Raw genomic sequence first — 24,979 nt, 5'->3', positions numbered from 1 at the left:
ACGTGTTTGTTATTTCGTACGAAAAATAACATTCTATACGAAAACAGTCAAAATTATTGTATTTAGTGAGCATTAAAGTTTTAACTTGAAAATTAAAGGTGGTTTTGTTGTGTATGCTTTATTTAGTCAGATAAGTAACTTTTTTAGTCAGCCTTTTATGAATATTGCGTATAGCGTTGAAGGTATTCCGCTGGCATCTGCATTTGTTTTGGGCATTGTTGGTGCAATGGCACCTTGTCAATTTACAGGGAATATTGGTGCAATTACTCTTTACGGAAATCGTTCCATGCAAGAAAAACTTGCATGGAAAGAAGTGATCTTTTTCATTATCGGGAAAATAACTGCATTTTCTTTACTAGGGTTATTAGTATGGTTGCTAGGACGTGAGTTTCAGCAAAGTCTAACCTTATATTTTCCTTGGTTTAGGAAAGTAATTGGGCCAATTTTAATATTAATGGGTATTTATTTAATGGGGTTTTTCAAAATGACTTGGAATCTGCAGCTAATTAACATACCAGACAGTTATTTTAAAAAAAGTAAATTTGGCTCATTTCTAATGGGATTAAGCTTTTCCTTAGCATTCTGTCCAACGATGTTCATCTTATTTTTTGTTACATTAATGCCAATCGTTCTATCTACTTCTTATGGAGTTATTTTACCAACAATTTTTGCTTTAGGTACGTCTATCCCTGTTCTAATAGCGTTGTTTTTAATATGGTATTTTGGCTTAGGAGGTTCATTAATGAAAAAAGGTAGAAAACTAGGGAAACGAATTCAAATGATTGCTGGTATTATCATTATTATAATAGGTATCTTTGATACAATAACTTATTGGGCTTAAACTATAGTCATAGCAGCAACAGACTGCTATGACTATTTTATTTGGGATATTTTTTAGTGGAAGTTATGTCATATGGTCAAAATAAAAGATAATTACAATATTTAAGTTGACAATTACCATAGGGGGGTATAGTATAAAAGTAAGAAAACAAAATAAGGTTATTAATTAAGAGTAAGCGGTAAAGGCTATTCAAATTTTACTTTAAGAGAAATTCCAATTATGGAAAGGGCGGGTTATTGATGATGAAAGGTAAAAAGACTCATCAAAATGTGGGTAATCCTGAAAGACATACACATCAAGAACATGATGACCATAAACAACATGGACATGTAGGACATAATCACCTGGAACATAATAGTCATAATCATAACGAACACGATGGTCATAAGCACCGAGAACATAATAGTCATAATCATAACGAGCACGATGGTCGTAAGCACCGAGAACATAATAGTCATAATCATAACGAACACGATGGTCATAAGCACCGAGAACATAATAGTCATAATCATAACGAGCACGATGGTCGTAAGCACCGAGAACATAATAGTCATAATCATAACGAACACGATGGTCATAAGCACCGAGAACATAATAGTCATAATCATAACGAGCACGATGGTCATAAACACCGAGAACATAATAGTCATAATCATAACGAGCACGGTGGTCGTAATCATCAAGAACATAATAATCATAATCATAACGAACACGGGGGGCATAATCACCAAGGCCATGGAGGGCATAATCATGGGCATATGATTGCTGACTTTAAGAGGAGATTCTATATTTCTTTAATAGTAACAATACCAATATTAATTTTTTCTCCTATGATCCAATCGATTTTAGGGTATGAATTAAGTTTTTATGGAGTAAATTATGCTCTGTTTATTTTAGCGACATTCATTTTTTTCTATGGGGGAAAGCCTTTTTTAACAGGTTCTTATGATGAGCTGAAACAAAAGAGTCCAGGAATGATGACCTTAATAGCACTTGCGATTGTAGTGGCGTATATATATAGCACTTTGACTGTTTTTGGTTTATCAGGAAATAATTTCTTCTGGGAATTAGCCACCCTGATTGACATTATGTTATTAGGGCACTGGATAGAAATGCGATCAGTAATGGGAGCTTCTAATGCTCTTGAAGAATTAGCGAAAATGATTCCTTCAGAGGCGCATCTGATCGATGAAAATGGAGATATAACAGATGTTAACATTAGTCATTTAACCCAAGGAAATAAAGTTCTAGTAAAACCTGGTGAAAAGGTCCCGGTTGACGGAACTATTATTAAGGGGAACTCTTCCATCAACGAATCTATGCTGACAGGTGAATCGGTACCAGTTGAAAAAACAATAGACGATGGGGTGATTGCAGGATCCATAAATGGAGAAGGATCTTTAACCATACAAGTAGAAAAAACGGGAGAAGATAGCTATCTTTCCCAAGTAGTAAAGATGGTTAAAGAAGCCCAAGAATCAAGATCCAAAACACAGGATTTAGCTAATCGTGCTGCTAAATGGTTATTTTATCTAGCACTAATTGCAGGGTTTGTCACATTGGTAACATGGTTATTGCTGGGGTACCCTTTTGTTTATGCGTTAGAACGTATGGTAACTGTAATGGTAATTGCTTGTCCCCATGCTTTAGGTTTAGCAGCTCCATTAGTTGTAGCTAGATCTACAGCATTAGCTGCAAAGCAAGGGTTATTAATCAGAAACCGTGCTAACTTTGAAGAAGCAAGAAATATTCAATCCATTGTCTTTGATAAAACGGGTACTTTAACCGAGGGTGAATTTGGTGTAACTGATATCATGACTGAAAATGACTATGAAAAGAAGGATGTTTTACAACTTGCAGCTTCTCTAGAAGTATTGTCTGAACACCCGATTGCTAAAGGGATAGTTGGAGAAGCAAAAGCTCAAAAATTAACTTTTTATCAGCCAGATGAGTTTGAATCGATGACAGGTAAAGGGCTAAAGGGAATTGTAAAAGGTAAAGAGATTTTACTAGTCAGCCCTGGTTTTGTTAAAGCAAATAATATAAGATTTCAACAAGAAACGTTTGAGAGATTATCTGAGCAAGGAAAAACTGTAATCTTTGTATTAATCAATAGTGAAGTAGCTGGAATGATTGCACTTGCTGATAAAGTTAGAGAAAGTGCTGAACGTGCAATCGCACGTTTGAAGAATATCAATGTCCAATCGTTGATGTTAACTGGAGATAATTACAAAGTAGCTCAATGGGTTGGAAAGCAATTGAATTTAGATGATGTAGTTGCAGAGGTATTACCACATGAAAAAGCAGACAAGATAAAAGAACTAAAAGCAAACGGTTCAAAAATAGCAATGACAGGAGATGGGGTTAATGATGCCCCTGCTTTGGCAAACGCTGATCTGGGAATAGCTGTAGGAGCAGGTACTGATGTTGCAATGGAGACTGCAGATGTTATTTTAGTAAAAAGTAATCCTGAAGATGTTGTGTCTATCCTTGAGCTTTCAAAATCAACGTATAGAAAAATGATTCAGAATCTTTGGTGGGCAACAGGGTATAATATTGTCGCAATACCACTTGCAGCTGGAATTCTATCACCAATAGGAATCGTATTAAGTCCAGCAGTAGGAGCTGTATTAATGTCACTAAGTACTGTAATTGTTGCGATAAACGCACGATTGTTCAAAGGTTAAGGTTGGAAAAAATAATTGATATAAAATATTAATAAGTTAAGAAACGCCACTAAAGACTAAATAGTTTTGAGGTGGTGTTTTTATTTTTGGAAGGTAAAAAATTACCCCAACACTTTACTTTAGAAAAATCTTATGGTAAATTCCAATCTTCATAAAAAATCTATAATTTTCTATTATAATAGCACTGTATTCGAAGGAGGAGACATTTTTTAGGCTGTTTTCGCATTGATTGTTGTTTACGTGCTAAGAAATACGGTATAACTCTAGTGAGTGGTACCTTTCTGCTATAAAACCAGAAAAAACCGGTTAGCAAAAATAACATTAAAGATTTGGAAACGGACCTTTATTTAAGCTAGTATGACTGGATTTGATGAGTAGAAAATAATTTAATGAAGAGAGGAAGTTTTGATGAAACCCTTATTTAGTATAGGTCCGCTTTCAATATATTTTTTTGGTTTAATGATAGCTATTGGTGTAATGGCAGGTTTGGCAATATTAAATAAAGAAGCAAAGCGTAGGGGATTTAATCATAAATTATTGATGGATGGTGCAATCTACTCTTTCATTGGTGGAGTTATAGGAGCTCGTATTATATATGTGTTCATGTACGATCCTATCTATTTTATTAATAATCCATTAGAAATTATATTCATTCATAACGGCGGACTCTCAATACATGGTGGTATTTTAGGTGGTCTTGCTGTTGGGTATATATTTTTGAAGCGTCACAAGATGCCGATTTGGGAAACATTAGATATTGTCGCGCCAGCATTAATATTAGCTCAAGGGATTAGTAGAATTGGTTGTGATGTATTTGGTGGTCCAATTTCACAGGCATTACCTTGGGGAATGGAAGTAAATGGAGAGTATCTTCATCCATCACAAGCATACGAATTTTTATTAGATTATTTGTTATTTGGGTACCTATGGTTACGCTTGAAAAAATCATCTTACCATGGGCAAATCTTTATTCATTATTTAATTGGTTATATGATCATACGAGCAATTGTGGAATTCTCAAGAATTAATCCAATGATATTAGGTACGATATCTGTTAGTCATTTAATGAGTATTGTAGGTATAACCATCGGAATATTCTTAATGAAATATTTGAAACCAAGAAGCACTATTAATAATGATAATGTAATAACAGCAAAAGATTATTATAAAACAATATTTGCAGTAATTGTATTGATGCTTTTATCGGTCATTATTTATTTTGGGGTACAGGGGTGAAGATCAGCTTAATAGTTGAAAAAAACCTTTCACACAGTTGAGAACATATATGCATTTTATCTGCAGAAAAAACAATTAGCATATAAAGATATTATAAGAGGTTATGGTATTGAGATGGGAGTGATGGTTCAGAAATTCATAATTAATAGCATATTGTTAGATCGGCCCTTTTCTAAAATTTTGTTTAAGTTATTAAATTGAACAGCATGGTGAAGCTATATGAACTTTCATCCTTAAAATAGTAGAAAAGAAGCCACTAACACCAGTTAGTATATACATTTAGTTTTAAGTACAAAAAAATAACACCGTTCAAAATTTACAGTCATTTGACATATGACTTCTTTATTAAAATTGATCTATGGGAGGTATTAATGATGGAATGGATTTTACTTTTACTGCTTCTTTTATGTCCATTATCAATGGTCTTTATGATGAAAGGTCATAATCATGGAAAACATCAACATGGTCATCGTCATGGGAAACATCAATTTGGTCATAATGCTACTGTACAAAGTGATTTATCGAGTGAAGAAGAACAGTCTTCTAGATTAGACAGCTATAAAGTTAAGCAATTAGAAGGTGAACTTACTATGTTAAGAGAACAACATGAATTGCTTAAAGAAAAATTTGATGACTCTATCGAAAGTAATGCAAAGAATAAGTAAAGCTGAAGAAGGAGTCAACAGGCTGAAGAGTCTAATGATGTAGTTAATAAATCGAACTACAAAGGAGAGCATTGATAGAACCCTGTATACAAAGAAGCTCATGAAATCTCATTTGGGGACAGTATTGTAGAAAAGCATGAAGGAATTAATTATACATTTAATTATGATAACTTAGCCGAACACATACAATGTTGATGTAATTAATGTGGAAGCTACTCATGTTGTAAATAATTTACAATTAAATGATTGCAGGTTGATGTTGATTTAACTACTCCTTCAGCTGATTTGACCGAATTAAAGCTATTTTTTGAGTAGATGATTAGCACAAAGTATGTGTTAGAAATTTTGTTATCCTAAGGTCGCTGCCAAAGGTCAATTCAAGATTTTATCTTCAAATAAATAACTTTTATATTAATACCGTAGTTTTGGATTACACGTCTAGGTGATTTAAAGTCGAATCATCTGATGTTTGTAGGGATATCTGTACTAGTTGCAATAGTAATTGCATATATTGATGTACATGCTATTAAACTAGGATGTGATAAATATGATTATGTCAAAAGCGTTATTAATGACAATTATAACACCACTTTTATTAACCTTTTATATTTCCTTATGCTTGGTAAAACAAAGAAAAAACATAGCAAGTATGACTAGTATGACGATTACAATGACAGTCGGTATGATGAATGGTTTGTTAAGTGGAGTGATCTTTGGGGTTTTTTTAAATGGAAATCTCTTTTTATCTACTGTCTTAGGAATGGGTGTTGGGTTTATATGTGGAAGTATTGTTGGGCTACTGAATGGAATCATACCAGTATTAAATGGAATGTTGTCAGGTTTAATGGGAGGAATGATGGGAGCAATGTTAGGTGAGATGGTAATGGTTCAATATCAGGAATCAACCATCAAAATTTTTTTTACATTAGTGATTGTTTCTCTCATTCTAGCTTTAAATTTGTTGAATGATGAAACGCAAAAACCTTTCACTCAGCCCTTCAATAAAATGCTTGAACATCCAATAGCTTCAGCTATTATCCTTATTGGATTTTTCTATATATACAATAATATGGGACTAATAGTTAACACTGAGTCGTTACAAGTTGATTTAGATATAGAACATAATCACATAATTGATAATAGTGGAAATGTAGATTGAAAACGGAAGGAGAGCAGCTTAGTCATGCTGGTCTCTTTTCAATATAGGATTATTCTTATCTGCCTATTGATCTTAAACCTTTTGAAAAACGGGAGATACTAATTTATATTTTAGGGAAAAATGCTGAATAGGGTGATCAAATGAAAAAACAAATTCTAGTTGTTGATGATGAAATTAATATGAGAAATCTTATTAAGATTCACTTGAGTAAGGATTATGAAGTGTACGAAGCAGATAATGGTCTTGAAGGTTTATCGGTGGTAAAAAGAAAATACCAAATGCTTGACTTGCTCATTTTGGATATTATGATGCCGCAATTAGATGGATGGGAAGTTTGTAAAGAAATTAGACAAAATCTAAATATATCAATCCCAGTTTTAATGTTAACTGCAAGAGATGAAGTAGCTGACCGTGTAAAAGGCTTAGAAATAGGAGCAGATGATTATTTAAGTAAACCTTTCGCTCCAGAAGAACTTCAAGCAAGAGTTAATGCATTGATACGTCGCTCTAGTGCATCCCGACATGAAAATAATTACGATGGCTTCCTAATTTTTGGGGATGGTATCTTGACAATTGACTCAACTAGCAGAGAAGTTCGGATTAATGATGTTTTAATTGATTTAACTCCGAAAGAATTTGAGCTTATTCATCTATTGGCATTACATCCAAATAAAGTGTATACACGAGATATTCTGTTAGATACTGTTTGGGGGTATAATGAACCAACTGAACTAAGAACGGTTGATACACATATTAAAAATATAAGGGTGAAGATGAAGAAACTACAGATTAGTTTTAATCCGATTAAAACAGTTTGGGGCGTAGGGTACCGGTTGAATAACCCTGACGAGAGTGTATGAAGAATTTTAACAGCATTACTTGGAAGCTTGGCTCTGTAATTATTGTATTATTTATTATTATAGCAATTCCCCTCATCTACGTAATCGATCGTTTATTTACTGACTTTTATTATAAACAAGTACATGACAATATTCACGAGCTTTCTAAACGTTACTCGTCTTCTCTTAATAACATTCAGGATGAGACAATCATTGAATTACTTCAACAATTATCATTTCTAACAAATACAGAGATCATTGTTGTTGATGAAAATGGACAAGTTATTCTTAGTTCTATTGAAACAGTAGAACTAATTGGGGGAGGGTATCTTTCAGACGATGATTTATCAACTCTTCGTGATGGTTATGATACAGATATAGAATATCGGAATAACAATACTCATTTTTTGGCATCTGGTAGTCCAGTTTTTTCAGATAATTCATTTTTGGGAGGTGTTTTTGTGTTATCTTCTGTTGATGATATACATAAATCCATTTCTCAAGTCCGTTCACTATTGTTTATCGCTCTTTTCGGAGCAATATTAATAGGAATAGGAATTACTTATTTTGTCACTCGGAAATTATCCAATCCGCTTCTATTAATGGAAAAAGCTACGAGAGAAATAGCCAAAGGGAAGCTAAAGACACGAGTCAATGTACATTCATCTGATGAAATTGGTAAATTATCATCAGCCATTAATGACCTTGCAACTGAACTGGATTCATTTAGAACAAATAGAAGAGAATTCTTTGCAAATATAGCTCATGAACTTCGGACACCTCTATCTTATTTACATGGGTATTCCCAAGCATTAAAAAATAATCTTTACATGGATGAACACGAAAGAAATGAATATTTATCAATAATAGAAGTGGAGACAACTAGGTTAACAAGACTTGTTGAGGATTTATTTGACCTTTCAAAAATGGAATTAGGAAAAGTAGACGTATACACTGAATGGGTTGATATAGAGGAAATAGTTGAGTCTGCAGTTTATAAAACAAACATTCATGCAAAGAAAAAAGATTTATTAGTTAAAACACTTTTCAGCGAGCATACGGCTCTTATATATTCAGATGGAGGCAAGCTAGAACAGCTGTTTATTAATCTTCTAGACAACGCCATCCGCTACACTAATCAAGGTGAGATTGAAGTAATTGTTAAAACTGAACGTGATAAATGTTTTGTTGATGTTAAGGATACAGGTATTGGTATCCCAGAAGAGGATATTCCATTTATCTTTGATAGATTTTATAGAGTGGATAAATCGCGTTCACGTACTATGGGTGGAACAGGTCTTGGGTTAGCGATCGTAAAAAATATAATTGAATTGTTGAACGGAGAGGTTAAGGTAACAAGCGAAATAAACAAGGGCACAACTATTAGTATTTCGTTGCCGATAGAGGTTGAAAGGGATAGCGCTTCATGAAGAAGAACGTAATTATACCTGGAGTATTAATTTTATTAGGAATTATTTGTTTATCCATTGTAGTAACAACTTTAATTAAGCCGACAAGTATTCTTGATTATTTTAAGACACTATTTGAAATTTGTTTAATTGTGTTATGTCCTCTCATGATTTTTACCGTATTTATAGTAATAAAATCAAAGTAAAAGTATTTCCTTATAATGTGGATTGTATGGGGGATCGAAATTGTAGAGACTCTTACTGTTGTAAAGGACCTTTCACATGCTCAAAGTCACATGGGAGGAAAATGATCAATGACAAAAGCCAATTTATTTAATAGGAGTAACGAATGAGAAAGAAGCATTAGGAATGACTATAAATAATCTTAAAAAAAGTAACCTAAAAGCGCTGATAAATACAGCGTTTTTTTTCTTATATTCATAAAATCTTTAAATTTTATTGGTACATTACAATAACGAGCAAGGTAATAAACAGGAGGTTGTTTATGGTAGGAAAGTTATGTGAATGTGGGGAGCAAAATCAGGTAGGAACAGAGCTTTGTAGTCGATGTGGGAATCCATTAAATGAGAGCGCAACAAATTTGATTAATATGCGATACGAAGGAACGGCAAGAAGGTCACAAGTCTATAATAAAACACCAATAGACAAAGCATGGCAGTTTTTTTCTTCCGTGAAAGTCGGGGTTTGGTTAATCATACTTTTGCTTCTCGCATCAATAATAGGAACCATTTTCCCTCAAGAAATATACATACCACCTAATATACCACCTTCAGATTTTTACAAACAAGAGTATGGGGTTTTAGGAGACGTATATTACCAGTTGGGCTTTAATAATCTATACAATTCATGGTGGTACTTACTATTAATTGGTTTGTTAAGTATCTCTCTTACTGTAGCAAGTATAGATAGAGTAATCCCATTATATAAACAATTAAAAAATCAAAGAGTGACAAAGCATGTGAAGTTTTTAGAAAAGCAAAGGTTATTGGGCATTACTTATATAGTAGAAAAGGATGTTGATTATACGCATGTTCTAGAACGTTTACAATCATCACGTTATACAGTTAGAAAAGATGGGGATAATTTTCTTGCAGAAAAAGGTAGGTTTTCTCGTTGGGGTCCGTATGTTAATCATATAGGATTAATCATCGTATTATTTGGGGGGATGCTTCGTTATGTCCCTGGCTTTTATTTAGATGAAGTAGTTTGGCTACGTGATGGCGAAACAAAAGAAGTGCCTGGAACAAATGGAGAGTATTATATCAAAAATGAGAAATTTATTCTTGAATTTTATGATGAGAATGATCCGAAATATAAAGAAGCGATAAACAATGCAGGAGGAGTAGTTCCAAAAAACTATCAAACGAATGCTATTTTGTTCATGAATACTGGTTCAAGCATACCAGGTGTGGAACCCGATTTAGAGGAAATTAAGCGTGAACAAATTCGAGTTAATTATCCTCTTGAAATAGATAATTATGCACTATACCAAGTAAGCTATAAGCAAAATGAGTTTGAAAGCTTTGACTTTGCCGTAACTGATAAAGCATCTGGAGAATCCTTTGGAAAATTTACTGTTGACTTAGTAAACCCAATAACTAAGTATCAGATTAATGAAACAATGGCTGTAGAGCTTATGAGTTATTTACCTGATTATGAGCTTGGTGAAAATGGCCCAATTACAAAATCAAAGGTCCCGAATAATCCTGCTTTTGCTTTTAATGTTATTGGTCCAAATTCATCCGAAGATGAGGTAAGTTTCCTATCCATTGGTCAAAACCTTGAACCGTTAGGTGAAAATAATTATAAAATTGAACTTGCGGGGGTTAAGACCAGGAATGTTACCGCACTTACAATCCGTAAAGATTTAACATTAGGTATTATTGGCTTAGGTGGATTTATTTTTATGGTTGGACTTGTTCAAGGTAGTTATTGGCAGCATCGAAGAATATGGCTTCAGCGATTCGGTGATGAATTATGGGTTGCTGGTCATACGAATAAAGGGTGGTTTAGCTTTCAGAAAGAGCTACAAAAAACATTTCATAATACAGGTATTTCAGTTCCAATAGATCAGCTAGAAAAAAGGACAAGAGGGAAGAACGGGGAGGAAGAGAATGTTTCAGCTAAGTAGTCAATTATTAGGAATCTCGTTTTTTATATTCTTTATCGCAACTATTTTATTTTCTGCATCTTTTAAAACGCATAAAAATAAGGATACAAAATTATCAAAAATAGAAAAAATGGCATTTATATTGACTATTGTTGGTTTCTTATTACAGGTTGCATATTTTGTCTTGAGGTGGATTGCTTCTGGGTATGCCCCAGTTAGCAACATGTTTGAGTATATGACGTTTTTTGGGATAACGATAGTTTTAGCATTCATTATTATATATCTAGTATATAAAACAAGTATATTAGGCGTTTTTGCTTTACCTATTGCTATGATCATCATCGCTTATGCCAGTGTTTTTCCTGATAACATGCAGCCGCTTGTACCAGCCTTGCAAAGCTACTGGTTAAAAATACATGTGACAACTGCTGCGTTAGGTGAAGGTGTTTTAGCGATTAGTTTCGTGGCAGGTGTGATTTTTCTAATAAAAGCAGTTAATCAACATAAGACGACAAAAGAAACAGTATTCTTAGAGCTAGTCTTGTATGCTTTACTAAGTACAGTTGGTTTCGCTGGTGTTACTTTAATATTTAATACAATGAACTATGAAACTAACTATAGTTGGGTCAGCGAAACAGATGTAGAAACAACGATTACATACACGATGCCAGCGATCGTAGGTCCTCCAAACGGAACCCTTGAAGAATCTAACAATTCATATGGTGCTTTAGTTGATGCTCCTTCTTGGATGAATGGGGTGAATGCACCAAGAAAGTTGAATTCCTTATTGTGGGCGTTATTAAGTGGATTGAGTCTATATATTATAACAAGATTAGTATTAAGGAAAAGAATAGGTGCCTTCATTCAACCAAAGCTAAAGCATGTCCGTGATGACCTTCTGGATGAAATAGGATACCGTTCTGTATTAATAGGATTTCCGATCTTTACGCTAGGTGCCTTAATATTTGCGATGATTTGGGCACAAGAAGCATGGACTAGATTCTGGGGATGGGATCCAAAGGAAGTATGGGCCTTAATTACATGGTTATTCTATGCAGCATACTTGCACTTAAGATTATCAAAAGGGTGGCAAGGGAAGAAATCGGCTTGGTTAGCAGTCATAGGTTTTATCATTATCATGCTGAATCTAGTTGTAGTAAATCTAGTCATTGCAGGTTTACATTCATATGCATAAATCGATGAGGAGGTAACTGCGATGAACAAGCGTATAAGGACTATTTTACGAGGGTTAATTTTGTTAGGGTTTGTGTTAGCTATCGGGTATGTGTTGTACTCCAATTTTTCTAGTGAAAAAGGAGAGATTGCTATTATAGGTAAGAGAGCACCAGATTTTAAATTGGTCACATTGGAAGGAGACTTTGTCCAGCTTAGCGAGTTAGCAGGTAAAGGAGTATTTCTAAACTTCTGGGCTACATATTGTCCACCATGCAAAAAAGAAATGCCTTTTATTGAAAATTCTTATCAATATTATAGGGACACCGGTGTAGAGGTGCTAGCAGTGGATGTAGGAGAGCCGAAATTAACAGTTCAATCTTTTGTTGATCAATACAATTTAACATTTCCAATTTTATTAGATAAAGATGAACAGGTGCTTAATGCCTACAATATTGGGCCTATTCCAGTAACTTTTTTAATAGACAAAGATGGGATTGTAATAGATAAAATAGTTGGTGAAATGACTCAACAGGATGTTGACAATTACATGAAAAGAATCCAACCTTAAAAAGGAGTGATAGTATGAACCAAAAGGGAATCAGAGTGATCCTAATAGTGCTGTTTGTTTTAGTTATTTTAGGCACTGTTGGGGAATTTTTATTTAATTCTAAAAATGAAAACATTGAGGTAAATAATACAAGCGAACTTTCCTGGAATTCATTATCACAAGACCAGGTAGTTAATGCTATGGAAAAAGACGATGTTATTCTAGTTGACCTGCGTGAAGTAGAGCTTTATCAAAACAATCATATACCAGGATCCATCAATATACCTTTTAACGACATTAGGAATCGTTACACAGAACTAGATGCAAACAAAGAGATTATTTTTATTTGTCACTCTGGACGCATGGGAGCAGACAGCAGTCAGTTTTTGATAGATAAAGGTTATAAACAGGTAGGGAATTTAAATGGTGGTATGAACCAATGGTCTGGTCCTTTGGAAAGTGGACTACAATAGTTATTGGAAGTTTTAACAGATCAGTTTACCAATTGTTTTAGCATGATTGATCAGTTATAGTTATAAAAAAGGCTTTTTGCTTTCTTAATACGTACGTTTTATATTTTTAGTTGTTAGTCTTAAGTAGGAAGAAAAGAGGACACAAATTAAATGCTTATTTATTAGTACGAAAAACAACAATATGCGAAAACAGCCTAAAAAGGGGAAGGAAAGTTGAAGAGCTACTCAAGGTTTAAAATTTCTTTTATAGCTATTACAAGCTCCCTAATCGTAATTTATGAACTAATCCGTCATAAATTTATCATACATCGATTATCCTATTATGCAGATATAGTCATTTCTTCATCTATCTTTATAATGGGAATTGTTTTTATATCCATATATTTTTTTAATAACCTATCCAAACTTGAGAAAAAGAAATATGAAAAAGAAAAAGAAGCAAAAGCTCTTTATGATAGTAGTATAGATGGTATTTTCCTGTTCAATGAACAAATGCGGTTGGAACATATGAATCAAGGTGCAATAACTATGAGTGGAAGGGATACCATCGAACCTTTACATCTAAACGATTTGATTTGGATTGAAGAAGATTTAATTGATAATTTCAATAAATTGTATTATGGAAAGCTAATAAAAAGGAATGGCGATGAAATCCCCATAAGTATTTCAGCATCTAAAATATATAGCGATCATTCATTAAGGAATAAAATTGCTTTAACAGTTAGAGACTTATCTTCTCAAAAAGAATTAGAGGCAACAATAATAGCTTTATATACAGAAACAGCTAAAAAACAATACCAATCTGAGAACTTATTTAAGTTATCGAAGATAATTATATCTTTAGGACGTTTAACATCGAATAAACATGTTGTATTTCAAAATGCATTAACGATTGTTAATAATTTATTGGGTTGTAATAGTAGCAGTTTACTTATTCTCAATTACAATGATCTATCAAACCCAACTGTAGTATCCACAGGAAAAGTTGATAAAAATTCTATCCTATCTTTGTACCGAGAAAAAGTAGAAGTTACAAAAAATAGTGATTCTTCTTTAATGTTTTTAAAGCTGCAAACTAAAGATAAATCAGAAGTCATTGGATACCTCATATTACAGAATTCCTATACTCCTAATAATGAAGTATTGACTAATGTTCTACATACTTTATCTATTTCCTTGGAGAATGTCTTTCAATATGAAAAAATAAAAGAAATTGCAATTGTTGAAGAGAGAGAACGATTATCCAGAGAGATGCATGATGGATTAGCCCAAGCAATTAGTAGTATGAAAATATTACTTGAATATATTAAAGCTAAAACGTCAGAAGATCATTTAAATAAAGATCAATTTTCCTCAAGTTTATATCAATTGGATGAACTAATTAATTCCACCTATAATGAAATTAGACAGTACTTATTTGAACTTCGCTTATCAAAAGATACCGAATTGTCCTTATTTAAACTAATAGATTTGTATAGAAGAAAATACATGGAACAATTAGGAGTAGATGTTCAGTTTGAACAAATTGGGATTTTGAAAGATGTAAAATATGTAACCCCACTTGTGAAAATGCATATCCTACGTATTTTACAAGAAGTGTTCAATAATATTAATAAACATGCTCAAGCAACAAGTGTAAAAGTGAGCTTACTTAAAATTAATGAAGAAATCCACATAAAAATCAAAGATAATGGTATAGGTTTTGAAAATCTTGGGGAAATGGATAAAAAGTACGGTTTAAAAACGATTCATGAACGTGCAAAATTAATTCATGGAAACATAAAAGTTGATTCAAAATTAAACCAAGGTACTTCTGTGGAATTAATTATACCAATAGATAGGTGATTCAATGAAAAAAATAAAAATATTAGTGTGTGATGATTATGAAGTATTAAGAAAAGGACTTGTCCAATTACTACACATACAACCTGAGTTTGAGGTAGTAGGTGAAGCAGGCGATGGGTTGGAAGTCATTTCATTGACACGAAAATTGAATCCTGATGTAATACTGATGGACATTCAAATGCCAGAAAAAAACGGCATAGAAGCCTCGAAACAAATTCGAACATTCAATAGTAACGTAAGAATTATTATGCTAACAATATCCGATGAAGAGCATGATTTGTTTAATGCTATAAAAAATGGTGCAAATGGTTATTTGTTAAAAAACCTCAACATGGAAGAATTATTTTCTTATATTAAATTGGCATACGAAGGATATCCTCCTTTTACCAAAGGGTTGGCTGATAAAATATTACAAGAGTTTTCGATTATTTCAACTAAAGTTGAAACTTCATCAGAAATTAATAATTTAAGCGACCGAGAAAAGGAAATTTTAGAACTTGTTTCGAAAGGGTATACAAATAAAGATATTGGTAATTTTCTTTATATAAGCCCCCACACCGTGAAAAAACATTTGCAAAATGTTCTTGCCAAATTACATGTTACTAATCGAGCTCAAGCAGTTGCTAAAGCAGCTCAAGCAGGAATACTAAAGGATATATAGGCTAAATGACCTAAAAAAAGGAGTAGTAATAATACTCCTTTTTTTTAGTTTGTTATCCATATGGTTAACAGACTATTAATTCAATTCAAATTATAATAATAATGTGAAAAAAATATAATTTCGATGAAAGAGGGTAGAAAATGAAGCAAAATAAAAATCTTATTCATTACATTATTTCGAGTTTCATAATTGTAGTGTTCCTAGCAGGGTGTTCAACAGTACAAGATAAAGAGGTTTCTGTTGAAAAGGACGTTGAAATTTCTAATGAAGAAGTCAGTGAAACTAGTGGTCAAGAAGAATCTAGTGAAATTGAGAATATGGAAAACACTGAGGATATAGAAGACACTGAGGTTACAGAAAACACCGATGATGCAGAAAGTGCAGATAAAACTGAAACTGCGTCATCTGATGAAGCTGTTAGTAACGACAAAGTAATAGAAATTTCAGCATTTGAGATGGGATTTAATCCTGAAAAGATTACTTTAACAAAAGGCACAGAATATGAATTTATTTTAATAAATGAAGGTAAGGTTTTCCATGATTTAAATGCTTACGATATGGACATTGAAATAACTTATATGGATGAAATGGATGCACATCCTGATGAAGTGTCTTTCATCGATAAAATATTCGGTGTTAAGGTAGTGTCAGCTGATGGTGAAAAAGAAGCAATTCATATGAATGTAGATGTTGAGCAAAGCAGTAGAATCAAATTTATACCTTTAAAAGAGGGAGAATATAAAATCTATTGTAGTGTTCCTGGGCATGAACAAGCAGGAATGGTTGGGACTATTATTGTGGAAAAATAGAAATCGGTCTCATTGAAAAGTGAGGATTGATTGTAGTCAACTCCCACTTTTCAATTTTTTAAGTATAAACCTGCTAATGGTGAAGGTTAGAGGGAATAGAACAATTAATTGAATAACTGGTATAAGTCCAATGTTTGTATTTAATACGAACGGCATATATTCTGAGTAAGACCATCTTTCAGTATATAGTGCTGAACTTTCAAAATAAAAACTTAAAGCTAACGCATATAAGAAAATGATTATATAAGTGACTTTGTTAAATTTATTAAATATCCACTTATCATTTCCGTGAATAAATGTTAGTAAAAGAAATAAAATAATGGTCATATTAACGTCCCCAAATATTGCTTGCCACATGAGTGGCTCAACAATTGACATCGAAGACATATTATAAAAAATCCCGCACTGTAGGAATTCCCAAGCCGAATGAAGGATTAACGATACAACAATAATTATAATTAATTTCTTTAGAATTTCCATAACTTCACCTACGACAATTAGTTGTTGGTTTTTAAAGGCTCTTTTCATAAATTACTGGAAATGGGAACTAAGTTGAGTTTTACTAGATTAACCAAAAACCCTTTTGAAAACTTAAGTACGTTCTGTGCTACTTAGTACTGGTATATATACTTCATTGTTTTGTATAATGGGTTGAAAGATGTCAAGAGGACGTGGAGGTGGACCACCAATATTTATACCGAATTCATCGTATTCTCCGCCGTGACAAGGACAATAAAATGTTAGTTCCTTACTACTTTCACTTTTTTCATCATCGCTAACCTCACCAGCAATACAGCCCAAATGAGTACATACAGGAGACATAATTAATAGGTTATTCGCATTCTCAGGATCAACATTTACATACACAAATCCTTCTCTTTTTTGTTCGACCCATGCATCTTTAATAGTTGTTGAATAATTTATTTTTTTAGGAAAAGGACCTTTTTTTATATCATCTAACAAGCCTAATTTTGCTAAAGAACTAGTATCTATTGTTTCCTCATTATTACATGCAGTCAGGCTTATTGGTACAACAGCAAGCGTTAACATACCAAGAGTACCTTTAGTACCGTTTTTTAAAAACGTTCTCCTATTCCATTTCTCCATCATATTTTAACCTCCTTATAAAGTTTATAATAGCGTAAATTTATGAAGATTTTATGTATTTTGATAAGGAAGAAACCTTTGGACTTGATTTATTCTTTTTCTTCATTTTATTATTTTTCTAATAAGGTAAGCAAGAAGAACATGTTTTCTTTGTATGAGATTCATTTAACGTATTGAGTTTTTGTGAAAATAAGTTATAAAAGCATTGTTCTTAATAAAGGCTATATAATTTGATTTAGTGTTATCTACAATAAGTGAAAATGTTTTTCTTACATTGATATGCTGTTTTAGTTTGTACTTATACACGAAGCAAAATCCTTCATTTTCATCTATGTAAGGTCAAATCGTCCCATAGTCCACATCATCACAACCAAATAAATACATACCTTTGTAGATATAAATAGAGCTTCAACCTGATATCAGTCATGTTTTTCATCGACGTAAGGGTAGTCATTTTTTGATAAATGGTATTATGGAACTTAAGGTTACATCTAGCCCTTATTTTCTGTAAGATCAGAGAACATATTTTCGTAACAATAGGGAGTCAACTTTTCCTAAAGGAGTCCCACACACGATCATATTAAAATAAAAAGGTTTTTATCCAAAAATTTTATATTTTTGTCACCAAATTATCATAGTAAAAAAGGATTTAATATATTGAACATAGTTTTTCAAAAGAAATGAACTCTCCAAGGGTAGTTGTGTATATATGTTACTTAATTCGAAAACCAACAATAAGAGATCGTTGAGTTGAAGTCATGAAAAGATATTGACATTTCAAATATATCAAGCTATTATATTAATTATTCACAACAATATATTGTGATTCCGTAGCTCAGCTGGGAGAGCGCTACCTTGACAGGGTAGAGGTCGCTGGTTCGAGACCAGTCGGAATCATCCTAACGCTAGGATCCTTGATAACTCAAAGGTTCTAGCGTTTTTTATTTCCATTGACTTGTGCTTTGGCTTAGTCGCAGGGTTACGCTCCCATTAACCCGCAAGGTAGCGGTGCTGTAGAGGTATTTATCCATCATATTCGTTTAGTTAATTTACTTAAAGGAGACGAATATTATGGCAACATAACGACGTAGTAAAGCTACTAAAAACGCAAGAGTAATCGGGCAAAAGAAATCTATCAACGATTTAGAAGAATTGTTTTCACGATTAAAAGTGATTAAAATAGCCGAAGGTCGTGCGGAGAAAACTCTAAAATAGTACGATCACAACTAGGGTTTTTTTTGATTATTTAGATCGCAACGGAATTGATCGAAATATAAAGTGTATTACGGAAGATACCATTAGAGACTATATTGTATTTATGCGTGAAAGACTAGTGAAATTTGAAGATCATAAATATAAAGCCAGTAAAGACAGGGAAGTCGGATTATCTCCAGTGACTATTAATACGCGTCTTAAAATGGTCGTCCTCAACGAAGATAATTTTGTCTGAGAGCGATTGGTCAATATTAGTTAAAGGAGGCGGTCAGTGCGCGAGTTAACGCTATCTCAAAGGACTGCTTGAAACAACAGTGTTAGATATACATCTTTCAGTGATAGTAAAGTTATAATTTATCACACAAATTTCTCCTGTACTTCCATTAGTACATGTTAGAGTTATTTGAGTGACGTTTCTATATGAGATGCATATAACATCTCCTTCAATACAAGGACCTAAAGGAAAATCCATCCCGTTTGAGGTTACTACTATCAGTATTTCACACGTTGTTGTAGGTTCTATGTTAATTGTACCGTTTACAGATCCTATAGTATTTCCATTAAAAAAGGAAAATGTTGGACTACCGCACTCTCGCTCAATTCTCCCTGAGCATTGGTCGGTAATTACTGGACAATCACAACAAGCAGTTTGTTCTTTGGCTGTAGATACAGTACTACCGCAACATGATGATTTTGAAACATACGCGTTCATTATTCTACCTCATTTCATAGTTTGTTTGCGGTATTGTATGGTTAATTAATTCGTTTTGATTAGACGGTTGAGTAAATATTTTGGTGTTTTACAGCTAATCGCATTCAGCGTGGTTGGCTTTTTTAGATTCCGAAAAAGGAGTCAATCTAACATGGCGCAAACACAGCGCGAAGTTGGCGAATTCACAGTGAAATTAAATGTTGAGGTGCCTGATGTTATTACTGGGTTAAGGGCTATTCAACGTGAAGCAAAGAAAGCAACGCAGGCACTTCGGGAGTTGGAGAGTATTTGCTTATCGTTAATACGGTCAGCTTTTTATATTGTGAAAGGTTAACGCAAGCAGGGTGCGAGGATTAAAGTTGGTAGTGAGCCGGAGCGATACACGTTTAATCCTAGCGTGTTTTATCATAAGAATAAGAAGCCGGACGATACATTACTCACCATGTTTTAACGTGAAGAAAAGGTATTTATTCTCAATTAGAATAACGTAAATGATAATGAGTGTGACCTTATTCCCATAACCAAAAACAGGGTTCACCATAGAGCGACAAGGGATGTAGCGATTAGGAGCGGAAATATATCTTAATCTTTGTCTACCGACTAAGATTGCGCCTCATTCGTTTCTCTCATTCGTCGCTGTCCTCTTTATCGCAGGTTATTAAATTATCGGCGAGGAAAGGTATTAATGGACAGTGATGACTTGAGCAAGGCGAAATGCGGCACAATGGTTTTGAACTTATTAAATCGGTATGTATTCGCAAAGTATTACGGAAAGGAGGGCGTTAAGTATGGTACGGAATTTAACAAAAGCACAAATAACGGCATTTACGATATTAGCAATGCCGAAAAGAAACGGAATGAAGTACGCTGAAATAGCCGAAGAGGTATGCGTTACAGAACGTACATAACAAAGGATGGCGTAAGCTCGATCACTTTAACGAAGAATTAAATCGTCAGATTATGCGCAATTCACTCGATAGATTACCGGAAGTAATGGAGTCGATATACCCGATCACATAATCAAGGATAGTAATGCTGCGATGTTTAGGACGTTGTTTCAGGTGCATAGTAGTTAACGGAGAAGGTCGAAATCGATTCGATAGATAAAGAGGAAGGCGTTAGTATGTCGGATGTGAAAGTGAAGATCGAACGGTTTAAGCAAACGGTAGACACTGACGAATAGATAGGGGAATTGTAGGATGAACTTGATGTCGGTTGAGGTCGTACGTCCAATCAGGGTAAAAATACGAGCATATTATATCGTAAATCTGTGATTATGGAGGTTGAGCGATGTCTCAGTATAAGAAAGTAAGTACGTGTTGTGGAAGTACAATCGTAAAGGATGAAAAAGCGTGCGATTGTCCTTGTCTATTGTTTACTGGTGATATTACTTCAAATTTCTCGGTAGATAGCGTCAATACAACATCGGAATTATATAATGGAAAAGCAATTGGAATTGTAGGTACGGTGCTATTAACTTTAGCAACATTAAACTTGAATGATGTAGTCGTATTTAACTTTTTTTCAAATGGTACATTAAACAAGTCTATAACTTTAAATGCCAATCAATTTAACAAATTTTTCACATGCGATAATGTAACTAGAATTGAAGTAGTGTTTGTGGCTGGTACGGACCCTGTAGAAGGGTTAATGCGTTGGGGAGCAGTGAATGAGCCTTGTAAGTAAATAAGTCTACAAGCCGAACCTGACGCGCGGTACCTCGAACACTTCCACCTTAAAACGGAAGGTTAATTGTATGCACTATTTTAGCGAATAAAGGGAGTTCGACAAGCTAGAAACGCGGTCATATCAACGATGTATAAAATCGTGTATGATTGATAAATTTACATGCGTTAGGAACGCGGTCATATCAACGCATGTGATCGTATGTTGGTTCCTATAGTTGCTATTATGTAAACTAGAAACGAATGACGTATACAGCGATATACACAAATCGGAGTGTGGTCGCAAGGGGAAAACGACTGACCCACAAGCCACCTTAGCGAATAGCCTTCATCTGACCGAAAAACAGTGCGGATTCAAAAAATCACTTTGACTTTAACTCGCATACATTGGTAAAAACGATTGTAAGGAGGTCGGTACGATATGGTACTGGCTTATGTAATGAATGCTAGTTCCTTTAACGTTTCCGTTATTGATACGAAAACACACTCCGTAATTGCTACCGTTTTGGTGGGACCGGGCCCAGATAATATCGCAATTTCACCTGACGGGAAACTAGCTTATGTTACTTTCAGTGGATTAGGGGTTAGTGGCGTGTCAGTTATTGATACGAAAACACACTCGGTTATTGCAACTATTCAAGTAGGAGTTTCGCCCGTAGGTATCGCTTTTACTCCGGATAGTAAGCTTGCTTATATAGTAAACGAAGGTGATGCAAGTGTGTCAGTGGTTAGCACGAAAACTCATACTGTCATTGATACTGTTGATATAGGAGGACAACTTGAATCTATAGCAATCAGCCCTGATGGGAAATTAGTTTACGTATGTGATCGTGAAGACGTTGGTGGTGTTTCTTCTGTAGCTGCTATAGATGTTAAGACTCATAGTATGATAGCGACAATCAATGTTAGTGAAGATCCAAGAGCCGTTTCTTTTACACCTGATGGGAAACTAGCTTATGTAGTATGCCAAGATGATGAAAATGTGTCAGTTATCGATACAAAGACACACTCAGTTATTTCAACTGTTGGAGTGGAAGAAGATCCGATTAATATTAGATTTACTCCGGACGGGAAACTCGCATATGTCGTAAATGAAGGCGATAATTCAACAAGTGGCTCTGTCACAGTAATCGACGTGAAAACGCACTCCGTTGTCGCTACACTACCGGTAGCTAATCCGGGCGACAGTCCAAGTAATATAGCGATATCACCTGACGGGAAACTTGCTTATGTAGATGCTCGTGACGGAAATACGATTACTGCCATCGATGTAAAAACACAATCGATTATAGCTACAGTTCAAATAGATGATAACCTCCGTTTCGTAGAGTTCAGTCCGGAGGGAACGTTAGCTTATGTTGGTAATGAAGGTGATGCAACGGTAGGTGTTATTGATGTAAAAACGCATTCAGTAATCGCAACCGTTGATGTTGGAACAAGTCCTGAGGCGATTGCATTTACACCGGATTAATATAATCTAACCTAACCTAAACTAAATTCACGCTCGCTCATCAACCGGCGAGCTTTTTCGCGTGAACTAACACGGAAAGGAGGACGATCTTATGGCGTGGGAAAATGGCGAATGGCTAGATTATGATGAGCGCCAGCACAAAATTGAAGAAATAAACGAAATTATCACGTTAATTGACGCTGAGTATAATTCAGCCGAAGATATGCCGGTCGAAATTATGCAAGACTACTTCGAACTAATCGAAAAGCTAGATCGTTTTAACCGAATTCACCGTGGCGAACGCGACTTGCTTTACTTTGCATACGAATATTTCCGCGAAAACTTGAACCCGGAAAACTCCGATAACTGGATTCCGAGACAGTAACAAAACGTTGAGTGTGTGGGATATTAAAGAGAAGATCAAGCGGTTTAAGGGCGGTAAAGAGGAGGATGAATAGAGTTATCGCTTATCGATAGAATAGTAGACAGGACATAAGCAAATGTAAGTGTAGTTGTTTCGTTTTTACGTCCAATCACGGTTATAAATACCGGCATAATATACCGTATTAAACTGTGATAGCGGAGGTCGAACGATGAGTCAATATAAAAAAGTGAGTACCTGTTGCGGGAGTACATTCAAGGAAGGAAAAACGAGTGATTGTCCGTGTCAATTGCTCGCGGATGTTATAAGTGCTCAAAATAACGGTTTAAATAGTACGAATAATAATATAGCAGAAGTATACAACGGTAGAGCAATTGGAATACGCGGTAAGGCAGAGTTAAAAGATGGTATAACAAATCCTAATGGGATGGGTGAAGTAGTTATTAATTTTACATCAAATGGTATTATACAGCCTATAACCTTAAAATTAAATGGTGTAGGCAGTATCTCTAGTAAAATTTTTTCATTCCTAAATGTAGCCAAAATAGAAGTGATAGTTATGAGTGGAGTGGACCTAAATGTACTTGTATCTCTCGATGGAATGACAGAGTTATGTAGTTAAGCCTGCAAGCCCAACCCTTTCGCCTTGAATCAGAAGGTTAATTGTATGCAGGATAATGTAGTAAAGCGTAGGTAGATCAAGCGGTTTAAGGGCGGTAAAGAGGAGGATGAATAGGGTTATCGCTTATCGATAGAATAGTAGACAGAACAAAAGCAAATGTAAGTGTAGTTGTTTCGTTTTTACGTCCAATCACGGTTATAAATATTGGCATAATATACTTTATTAATCTGCGATTGTGGAGGAATAACAATGGGTCAATACAAGAAAGTAAGTACATGTTGCGGGAGTGCTACTGGTAAGGAAAAAACGTGTGATTGTCCGTGTTTATTGATTGTAGATAATATAATTACTTTAAACAGGAATATGAATGATACAACTAATAATACGGCTGAAGTATACAACGGTAGGCCAGTTGGATTGCAAGGTGAGGTCGAATTAACGTCGGAATCGGGAGTACCTATGGGTGTCGGGATTGTAATAATTAATTTTACATCAAACGGTATTGTACAGCCTATAACATTAGATCTATCTTCTAGAAACACTAACAAAATATTTTCGTTGTTAAATGTAACTAAAATAGAAGTGAATGTTATGACTGGTGAGAATCTGGATGTGTGTGTAACTTGTGATGGAATGACGGAACCGTGTAAAAGGGGCAGTATAGGCTATAGTGCAGTTGAAAAAGTAACGCAATGCGATTGTCCGTGTCAGCTACTTGCCGACGATATAGGTACCACAAATACTGGCTTAAATAGTATGACTAATAATTTGGTGGAAGTATACAACGGCAGAGCAATTGGATTTCACGGTGAGGTCGTTTTAAGAGAAGATCAAACAGACCTAGACGGTGTAGCAGAGGTAATTATTAATTTTACTTCAAATGGGATTATACAGCCTATAACTTTAAATTTAAACGAGGTTGACACTACCGCTCACAAAATGTTTTCATTTTTAAATGTAACTAAAATAGACATAATGGTTTTGAGTGGGGAAAATTTAGCTGTAGATATAGATATTGATGGAATGACAGAACAGTGTAGCTAGATCTGCAAGTCGAATCCGACGCGTGGTACCTCTAACACTTTCAACTTAAAAAAGAAGGTTAATCGTATGCACTATTTTAGCGTAGTAATGGACGACCGATACGCCACAAATGTCTTCAAATCATCGATGTATAAAATCGTGTATAATTGATATATTTACGCGCGTTAGAAACACTGTCATATCAACGGTTATGAGCGCCGATTGGTTCCTATAGCTGCTATTATGTAAATTAAAAACGAATGACGTATACAGCGATATACACGAATTGGAGTGAGGCTGCAAAG

The 24,979-nt window shown here is 34.4% G+C and carries 24 protein-coding genes and 1 tRNA gene; 23 read left to right on the top strand and 2 right to left on the bottom strand.

Annotation, left to right across the window (positions count from 1 at the left end; translation table 11 throughout):
• Positions 1–109 precede the first annotated feature (109 nt).
• From SLH48_RS16850 to SLH48_RS16780, 15 genes are all read left to right on the top strand, one after another.
• Positions 110–841: a sulfite exporter TauE/SafE family protein gene (locus SLH48_RS16850; protein ID WP_320259107.1), complete on the top strand. Its 732-nt coding sequence runs from the start codon at positions 110–112 to the stop codon at positions 839–841.
• 239 nt (positions 842–1,080) lie between these two features.
• Positions 1,081–3,528, top strand: a complete 2,448-nt coding sequence (locus tag SLH48_RS16845) for a copper-translocating P-type ATPase (RefSeq protein WP_320259106.1) — start codon at positions 1,081–1,083, stop codon at positions 3,526–3,528.
• 408 nt (positions 3,529–3,936) lie between these two features.
• On the top strand, positions 3,937–4,764 hold the full coding sequence (gene lgt / locus SLH48_RS16840; protein ID WP_320259105.1) for a prolipoprotein diacylglyceryl transferase: 828 nt from the start codon (positions 3,937–3,939) through the stop codon (positions 4,762–4,764).
• A gap of 374 nt (positions 4,765–5,138) precedes the next feature.
• The gene (locus tag SLH48_RS16835; protein ID WP_214483362.1) at positions 5,139–5,429 is read left to right on the top strand and encodes a DUF2933 domain-containing protein; all 291 of its coding nucleotides are present in this window, start codon (positions 5,139–5,141) and stop codon (positions 5,427–5,429) included.
• A 547-nt stretch (positions 5,430–5,976) separates the two neighbouring features.
• Positions 5,977–6,588, top strand: coding sequence for a hypothetical protein (locus SLH48_RS16830; protein WP_320259104.1), 612 nt, complete (start codon positions 5,977–5,979; stop codon positions 6,586–6,588).
• Between the two features lie 140 nt (positions 6,589–6,728).
• Positions 6,729–7,448 carry a response regulator transcription factor gene (locus SLH48_RS16825; protein ID WP_320259103.1) on the top strand — a complete coding sequence of 240 codons (720 nt, stop codon included), beginning with the start codon at positions 6,729–6,731 and terminating at the stop codon, positions 7,446–7,448.
• Positions 7,445–8,857, top strand: a complete 1,413-nt coding sequence (locus SLH48_RS16820; RefSeq protein ID WP_320259102.1) for an ATP-binding protein — start codon at positions 7,445–7,447, stop codon at positions 8,855–8,857. The genes SLH48_RS16825 and SLH48_RS16820 overlap by 4 nt, the downstream gene beginning before the upstream one ends.
• Positions 8,854–9,042, top strand: a complete 189-nt coding sequence (locus tag SLH48_RS16815) for a hypothetical protein (RefSeq protein WP_320259101.1) — start codon at positions 8,854–8,856, stop codon at positions 9,040–9,042. The genes SLH48_RS16820 and SLH48_RS16815 overlap by 4 nt, the downstream gene beginning before the upstream one ends.
• 299 nt (positions 9,043–9,341) lie before the next feature.
• Positions 9,342–10,988 carry a cytochrome c biogenesis protein ResB gene (locus SLH48_RS16810; RefSeq protein WP_320259100.1) on the top strand — a complete coding sequence of 549 codons (1,647 nt, stop codon included), beginning with the start codon at positions 9,342–9,344 and terminating at the stop codon, positions 10,986–10,988.
• The gene (gene ccsB / locus SLH48_RS16805; RefSeq protein WP_320259099.1) at positions 10,972–12,162 is read left to right on the top strand and encodes a c-type cytochrome biogenesis protein CcsB; all 1,191 of its coding nucleotides are present in this window, start codon (positions 10,972–10,974) and stop codon (positions 12,160–12,162) included. Before SLH48_RS16810 ends, ccsB begins: the two co-directional genes overlap by 17 nt.
• Before the next feature lie 21 nt (positions 12,163–12,183).
• Positions 12,184–12,711, top strand: coding sequence for a thiol-disulfide oxidoreductase ResA (resA, locus tag SLH48_RS16800; RefSeq protein ID WP_320259098.1), 528 nt, complete (start codon positions 12,184–12,186; stop codon positions 12,709–12,711).
• A gap of 14 nt (positions 12,712–12,725) precedes the next feature.
• On the top strand, positions 12,726–13,163 hold the full coding sequence (locus tag SLH48_RS16795; RefSeq protein WP_320259097.1) for a rhodanese-like domain-containing protein: 438 nt from the start codon (positions 12,726–12,728) through the stop codon (positions 13,161–13,163).
• A 213-nt stretch (positions 13,164–13,376) separates the two neighbouring features.
• Positions 13,377–15,008 carry a histidine kinase gene (locus tag SLH48_RS16790; protein WP_320259096.1) on the top strand — a complete coding sequence of 544 codons (1,632 nt, stop codon included), beginning with the start codon at positions 13,377–13,379 and terminating at the stop codon, positions 15,006–15,008.
• Between the two features lie 4 nt (positions 15,009–15,012).
• Positions 15,013–15,669 (top strand): response regulator transcription factor, encoded by a 657-nt coding sequence (locus tag SLH48_RS16785; protein ID WP_320259095.1) that lies wholly within the window; start codon positions 15,013–15,015, stop codon positions 15,667–15,669.
• Positions 15,670–15,809: 140 nt separating this feature from the next.
• The gene (locus SLH48_RS16780; protein WP_320259094.1) at positions 15,810–16,478 is read left to right on the top strand and encodes a plastocyanin/azurin family copper-binding protein; all 669 of its coding nucleotides are present in this window, start codon (positions 15,810–15,812) and stop codon (positions 16,476–16,478) included.
• 36 nt (positions 16,479–16,514) lie between these two features.
• On the opposite strand, the gene SLH48_RS16775 is transcribed toward SLH48_RS16780, so the two are convergent.
• Positions 16,515–16,958 (bottom strand): hypothetical protein, encoded by a 444-nt coding sequence (locus SLH48_RS16775; RefSeq protein WP_320259093.1) that lies wholly within the window; start codon positions 16,956–16,958, stop codon positions 16,515–16,517.
• Between the two features lie 111 nt (positions 16,959–17,069).
• A complete protein-coding gene (locus tag SLH48_RS16770; protein WP_320259092.1) occupies positions 17,070–17,588 on the bottom strand; it encodes a ubiquinol-cytochrome c reductase iron-sulfur subunit in 519 nt (172 codons plus the stop codon).
• Positions 17,589–18,409: 821 nt separating this feature from the next.
• On the opposite strand from SLH48_RS16770, the gene SLH48_RS16765 reads away from it, so the two are divergent.
• From SLH48_RS16765 to SLH48_RS16730, 8 genes are all read left to right on the top strand, one after another.
• Positions 18,410–18,482: transfer RNA gene (locus tag SLH48_RS16765), tRNA-Val, on the top strand.
• Between the two features lie 725 nt (positions 18,483–19,207).
• Positions 19,208–19,561: a hypothetical protein gene (locus SLH48_RS16760; RefSeq protein ID WP_320259091.1), complete on the top strand. Its 354-nt coding sequence runs from the start codon at positions 19,208–19,210 to the stop codon at positions 19,559–19,561.
• A 102-nt stretch (positions 19,562–19,663) separates the two neighbouring features.
• Complete coding sequence (locus SLH48_RS16755; RefSeq protein ID WP_320259090.1) at positions 19,664–19,846, top strand: hypothetical protein; 183 nt, start codon at positions 19,664–19,666, stop codon at positions 19,844–19,846.
• Positions 19,847–20,802: 956 nt separating this feature from the next.
• Positions 20,803–21,198 carry a hypothetical protein gene (locus SLH48_RS16750; protein ID WP_214483364.1) on the top strand — a complete coding sequence of 132 codons (396 nt, stop codon included), beginning with the start codon at positions 20,803–20,805 and terminating at the stop codon, positions 21,196–21,198.
• 420 nt (positions 21,199–21,618) lie between these two features.
• Positions 21,619–22,668 carry a beta-propeller fold lactonase family protein gene (locus SLH48_RS16745; RefSeq protein WP_320259089.1) on the top strand — a complete coding sequence of 350 codons (1,050 nt, stop codon included), beginning with the start codon at positions 21,619–21,621 and terminating at the stop codon, positions 22,666–22,668.
• A 91-nt stretch (positions 22,669–22,759) separates the two neighbouring features.
• On the top strand, positions 22,760–23,032 hold the full coding sequence (locus SLH48_RS16740) for a hypothetical protein (protein WP_320259088.1): 273 nt from the start codon (positions 22,760–22,762) through the stop codon (positions 23,030–23,032).
• Positions 23,033–23,240: 208 nt separating this feature from the next.
• Positions 23,241–23,651 carry a hypothetical protein gene (locus tag SLH48_RS16735; RefSeq protein WP_320259087.1) on the top strand — a complete coding sequence of 137 codons (411 nt, stop codon included), beginning with the start codon at positions 23,241–23,243 and terminating at the stop codon, positions 23,649–23,651.
• Between the two features lie 249 nt (positions 23,652–23,900).
• Complete coding sequence (locus SLH48_RS16730; RefSeq protein WP_320259086.1) at positions 23,901–24,695, top strand: hypothetical protein; 795 nt, start codon at positions 23,901–23,903, stop codon at positions 24,693–24,695.
• Positions 24,696–24,979 lie beyond the last annotated feature (284 nt).

Source organism: Cytobacillus sp. IB215316, assembly GCF_033963865.1.
GTDB lineage: Bacteria > Bacillota > Bacilli > Bacillales > SM2101 > Nanhaiella > Nanhaiella sioensis.
The sequence above is the reverse complement of the archived record's forward strand: the minus strand, read 5'-3'. Positions and strand labels throughout refer to the sequence as shown.